Raw genomic sequence first — 5556 nt, 5'->3', positions numbered from 1 at the left:
CGGCGGGAAGCGGGGAGGCGGGGCATCGGGTGTCTCGGTGTCGTTGGCGTTGTGGAACAGCGCGGAAGAGTACGAACACGGGGCACCTGCACGCCGCGCGACCGTGTCGCGCGGCGCGGGTGCCGCTCAGTTCAGTTCGGCAATGCGATCACACGTTCATCAGCACCGATTTCAACTCGGTGTAATGCTCGATCGCAGCGGCGCCCATTTCGCGGCCGAAGCCCGACATCCGGTAGCCGCCGAACGGCAGCGCCGGATCGAGCGCGCTGTGGCAATTGACCCAGACCGAGCCCGAGCGGATCTTCGGGATCATCCGGTGCGCGGCCGACAGGTTGTTGGTCCAGATGCTCGCGCCGAGGCCGTAGCGCGTGTCGTTCGCGAGGCGGATTGCATCGTCGATCGTGTCGAACGGCATTGCGACCAGCACCGGCCCGAAGATTTCCTCCTGCACGAGCGGCCCTTTCTGGTCCACGTCGACGAGCACGGTCGGCTTCACGAAGAAGCCCGGGCCGTATGCTTCGCCGCCGCATGCGAGCTGCGCGCCCAGTTCGCGGCCGCGCTCGATGTAGCCGGCCACGCGTTGTTGCTGCTTCGCCGAAATCAGCGGGCCCATGTCGACGGACGGGTCGAGCGCGTTGCCGAGCTTCATGTTGCTCGCGATGCCCGCGATGTCGCCGACCACGCGATCGAAGTGCTTGCGCTGCACGTACAGGCGCGAGCCGGCGCAGCACACCTGGCCGTGATTGAAGAAGATCGCGGTGGCCGCGCCCGCGGCCGCGACGGCCGGGTCCGCATCGTCGAACACGATCGTCGGCGACTTGCCGCCGAGTTCGAGCGTCACGCGCGTCATCGATTCCATCGCGGCCTTGCCGATCAGCTTGCCGACTTCGGTCGAGCCCGTGAACGTCAGCTTGTCGACGTCGGGGTGATGCGCGAGCGCGGCGCCCGCTTCGGCGCCGGTGCCGGTGACGACGTTGAACACGCCGGCCGGATAACCGGCTTCCTGCACGAGCTCCGCGAGCCGCAGTACGGTGAGCGGCGTCTCGTCGGCGGGTTTCAGCACCATCGTACAACCCGTCGCGAGCGCGGGGCCGAGCTTCCAGCACGCGAGCAGCAGCGGGAAATTCCACGCGACGATCGCGCCGACCACGCCCACCGCCTCGCGCCGGATGAAGCCGTGGAACTGGCTGTCGGGCATCAGCGGCATCGACACGTCGACGGTTGCGCCTTCGATCTTGGTCGCCCAGCCGGCCATGTAGCGCAGGAAGTCGATCGCCAGCTGCACGTCCATCGCGCGCGCGATCTGCGCGCTCTTGCCGTTGTTCACGCATTCGAGTTCGGCGAACTGCTGCGCGTCGCGTTCGAGCAGATCCGCGAGACGCCACAGCAGGTTCTGCCGTTCGCGCGGCCGCATGCGGCTCCATGCGGAATCGTCGAACGCCTGGCGGGCGGCGCGCACCGCGCGATCGACGTCGGCCGCGCCGGATGCCGGCACGCGACACAGTTCGTCGCCGGTCGCGGGGTTGTGGACAGCCAGGGTGGCGCCGCTTTCGGCGCCGCGCCACGTCTCGCCGATCAGCATCGACGGCGTGCGTGCGATGAACGACTGGGTTTGCGGAAGTAACGACAACGTTGCCTGCATGGAAGCTCCTCGCTCATCGGGGTTCGGGTGTCGAGGCGAAAAGCAGCTTCCATACCAACGTTGACGCGGCGGCCCGCATGCGCGCCGCACACGCCATGTGGCGCGGGGCGCGCGGCGTGATGACCCGCGATCGCGCACCTGCCCGGCATCGCGCCGCGTTCGCTGCGCGCCGTCTCAATTTGAGAATCCGGGTGCAACGTGAGACGCGACATGCGGCACGCATGCTGCCGGCCACGACCGCCACACCGCGGCAAAGGCACGCGAATGCCGGTTTGGCGCGTCGGTTTGAATCGGGATTTTCCCGAGCGTTCGGCGGTAAAAGCGCGTGTTTTCCTTATGGCAAACCCGACGTCGGCAATTGGCACGGCCTGTGCTTGAAGAGCATGAGACAAGCGCCGTAGCGCTGCAGGCCGGACGATTCGAGACCCCACGTAAAGGAGCAGAGCCTTGTTCAAGACTTTCATTCGACGCAGCCGGCCGCCCCGCGCGGCCGCGGCCGTCGCCGCCGCCGGTGCGCTCGCGCTGGCCTCGGGCGCCGCGCAGGCCCAGGCCCAGACGCCGCGCGACGCTCACGCGATCCTGAGCCAGACATGCGCGGCCTGTCACGCGGCCGAGTCGAAGGATTCGTGGAGCCGCATCAGCCATCAGCGCAAGACGCCGGAAGGCTGGCTGATGACGATCGCGCGGATGCAGACGATGCACGGTCTCACGATCAGCGACGACGAGCGGCGCATTCTCGTGAAGTACCTGTCGGATACGCAGGGTCTCGCGCCGTCGGAGACGAAGGACTTCCGTTACGCGCCCGAGCGCCGCCTGAACACGCAGGAGACCGTCGGCAACGAGGAATTCAAGCAGATGTGCGCGCGTTGCCACTCGGCCGCGCGCCCGCTGCTGCAGCGCCGCCCGGTCGCCGAATGGGACAAGCTCGTGAACTTCCACCTCGGGCAGTGGCCGTCGATCGAGTATTCGGCGATGGGCCGCGACCGCGACTGGCTGAAGATCGCGCTCACCGACATCGCGCCGATGCTCGCGAAGGACTACCCGTACAACAGCAGCGCATGGGCCGCGTGGAAGCAGCACCATCCGCCCGCGACCGCGCTCGCCGGCACGTGGAGCTTCGGCGGCCACATGCCGGGCAAGGGCGATGCGTACGGCACGATGACCGTGAAGGGCGGCACGGGTGACCGCTTCGATGTCGAACTGAAGGGCCGCTTCGCGGACGGCAGCCCGCTCGTCGGCACCGGCACCGCGACGCTTTACACCGGCTACGAATGGCGTGCGAGCGTGAAGATCGGCGACACGACGATGCGTCAGGTGCTGATGGCGAGCGACGGCACGCTGCGCGGCCGGATGTTCGACGATGCGCACGACGAACGCGGCCTCGACTTCAACGCGGCGAAGCTCGGTAGCGCGCAGATCGTGGCGGTGCAGCCGGCTTACGTGAAGGCCGGCGAGGAGACCGACGTGACGATCGTCGGCGCGAACCTGCAGGGCACGCCCGCATTCGGCACCGGCGTGACGGTCGCATCGGTGCTCGAGCGCACGCCGCAATACGTGCGGGTGCGCGTGAAGGCCGCCGACGGCAGCGCGGCCGGCGCGCGCCGGGTGAGCGTCGGCGCCGCGCATGCGGACGGCTTCGCGGTCTATCGCGAGATCCACGACGTGAAGGTCGAACCCGACTACGCGGTCGCGCGCATCGGCGGCAACGGCGGTTCGACACCGAAGGTCGAAGGGCGTTTCGACGCGGTGGCATGGGGTGTCGATGGCGCGGGCAAGCCGTTCCGCATCGGCGTCGTGCCCGCGCAATGGTCGGTCACCCCGTTCGACGATCAGTCGAAGGGCGATCGCGACACGCAGTTCGCCGGCACGATGCAGGCGTCGACCGGCATCTTCACGCCGGGCAACGCGGGCCCGAACCCCGCGCGCCGGATGGGCACCAACAACACGGGCAACCTGAACGTCGTCGCGACGGTGACGGACGGCGCACGCACGGTGACGGGCACCGGGCACATGATCGTCGGCGTGCAGCGCTGGAACAACCCGCCGCTGCCCTGACCGATCCGCATCCCCGCGTGCCGGGCCGCGACGCGGCCCGGTCCGAATCCGACGAACGCAAGGAGAATCCGATGAGCGCCCTGTTGAACGTAGTTGAACGCAACGTGCACGAAGTGCGCGTCGACGACGAGCGCCTGATGTTTCATGTGCCGAGCAGCTCGCTGTTCGCGGCCGATCGCGTGACGGCCGACATCATCGACGCGCTGCGCGCGAGCAGCTGCACGGCCGACGAGCTGTTCGCGCGGCTGGCCGGCCGCTCGCCGCACGGCGAACTGGCCGAGACGCTCGGCGAGCTGATGGCCCTCGAGGTCGTCAGCGACGGCTCGCCGCTCACGCCCGAGATCGCGGTGAAGCGCGTCGAGCGCACCGCGATCGACACGGTCGTGCTGAACGTGAACACCGGCTGCAACCTGAGCTGCACGTATTGCTACAAGGAAGACCTCGACACGCCGTCCGCCGGGCGGCGGATGGACATCGACACCGCGAAGGCGTCGGTCGAGATGCTGCTGAAGGAATCGCCCGACCTGCCGCGCTACACGGTCGTGTTCTTCGGCGGCGAGCCGCTCAGCAACCGCAAGCTGATCGAGTGCATGGTCGAGTATTGCGAGCTGCGCTTCGGCGCGCTCGGCAAGCAGGTCGAGTTCGTGATGACGACCAACGCGACGCTGCTGACCGAGGAGATCGTCGACTGGCTCGACGCGCATCGCTTCGGGCTGTCGGTCAGCATCGACGGGCCGCGCTCGATCCACGACCTGAACCGCCGCACGGTCGGCGGCGCGGGCACCTACGACGTCGTGCGCCGCAAGGTCGAGATGCTGCTCAAGCGCTACCGCAGCCGCCCGGTCGGCGCGCGCGTGACGCTGACGAGCGGCGTGACCGACATCGAAGGCATCTGGGATCACCTGTTCAACGAACTCGGTTTCGCGGAAGTCGGCTTCGCGCCGGTCACGTCGGGGCAGCTCGATACGTTCAACCTGCAGACCGATGAACTCGCGCAGGTGTTCGCGAACATGAAGGCGCTCGGCCGGCGCTACCTGGCCGCCGCGCTCGAGAACCGCAACATCGGCTTCTCGAACCTGCACCAGCTGATCACCGATCTGCACGAAGGGCACAAGAAGTCGCTGCCGTGCGGCGCGGGGCTCAAGATGCTCGCAGTCGATCACAAGGGCGACCTGAACCTGTGCCACCGCTTCACCGGCTCCACGCTGCCGACCTTCGGCAACGTGCATGAGGGCGTCGCACAGGCGGAGCTCAACGACTTCCTGTCGCAACGCCTCGAGCGCAGCGGCACCGGCTGCGAAACCTGCCGGATCCGCAACCTGTGCTCGGGCGGCTGCTATCACGAGAGCTACGCGCGTTACGGCGACCCCACGCATCCGACCTACCACTACTGCGAGCTGATGCGCGACTGGATCGATTTCGGCATCGAGGTCTACAGCCGGATCATCGCCGGCAACCCGGCGTTCATCGACAACCACATCACTCCGCGCAAGGCGAACTGACATGAAACATCTGAAGCCGCTCAACAACAAGGCGAAAAAGCTCGAGGAGGCCGTGCAGCAGGATCGCCTCGAGGAAGTCGTCGCGATGACGTCCGTCGCGGGCTGCACGTCGACGACCGATCCCGGCTGGGAAACGGACGTGTTCGGCGGGGTCGCGTCGCTGTGCCAGCCGATGGAGGCCGACCTGTACGGCTGCTCCGACCCGTGCTGGTGGCCCGCGCAGGTGCCCGACATGATGAGCACCTATCCCGACTGGAACAAGCACGCGACCGATTCCGGCGCGGACTGGCGCCAGCTCGGCAGCGTGTTCCCCAAAGACAAGTGATCCACCCGGCACCGATCAAGGATTCTCCATGC

4 protein-coding genes are annotated in these 5556 nt (G+C 67.7%); 3 read left to right on the top strand and 1 reads right to left on the bottom strand.

What is annotated here, in order from left to right; genetic code table 11:
• Positions 1 to 148: 148 nt before the first annotated feature.
• Positions 149 to 1642 carry an aldehyde dehydrogenase gene (locus JYJ84_RS27300; protein WP_175221693.1) on the bottom strand — a complete coding sequence of 498 codons (1494 nt, stop codon included), beginning with the start codon at positions 1640 to 1642 and terminating at the stop codon, positions 149 to 151.
• A gap of 447 nt (positions 1643 to 2089) precedes the next feature.
• On the opposite strand from JYJ84_RS27300, the gene peaA reads away from it, so the two are divergent.
• The 3 genes from peaA (at position 2090) to qhpC (ending at position 5524) form a co-directional block, all read left to right on the top strand.
• Positions 2090 to 3697 (top strand): quinohemoprotein amine dehydrogenase subunit alpha, encoded by a 1608-nt coding sequence (peaA, locus tag JYJ84_RS27295; protein WP_175221694.1) that lies wholly within the window; start codon positions 2090 to 2092, stop codon positions 3695 to 3697.
• Between the two features lie 71 nt (positions 3698 to 3768).
• Positions 3769 to 5199, top strand: coding sequence for a quinohemoprotein amine dehydrogenase maturation protein (peaB, locus tag JYJ84_RS27290; protein ID WP_122949721.1), 1431 nt, complete (start codon positions 3769 to 3771; stop codon positions 5197 to 5199).
• Position 5200: 1 nt separating this feature from the next.
• Positions 5201 to 5524, top strand: coding sequence for a quinohemoprotein amine dehydrogenase subunit gamma (gene qhpC, locus JYJ84_RS27285; RefSeq protein ID WP_014900223.1), 324 nt, complete (start codon positions 5201 to 5203; stop codon positions 5522 to 5524).
• The last annotated feature ends 32 nt before the right edge of the window (positions 5525 to 5556 follow it).

Source organism: Burkholderia sp. LMG 13014 (assembly GCF_905232215.1).
Taxonomy (GTDB): domain Bacteria; phylum Pseudomonadota; class Gammaproteobacteria; order Burkholderiales; family Burkholderiaceae; genus Burkholderia.
This window is presented reverse-complemented; position numbering and strand designations above follow the sequence as displayed.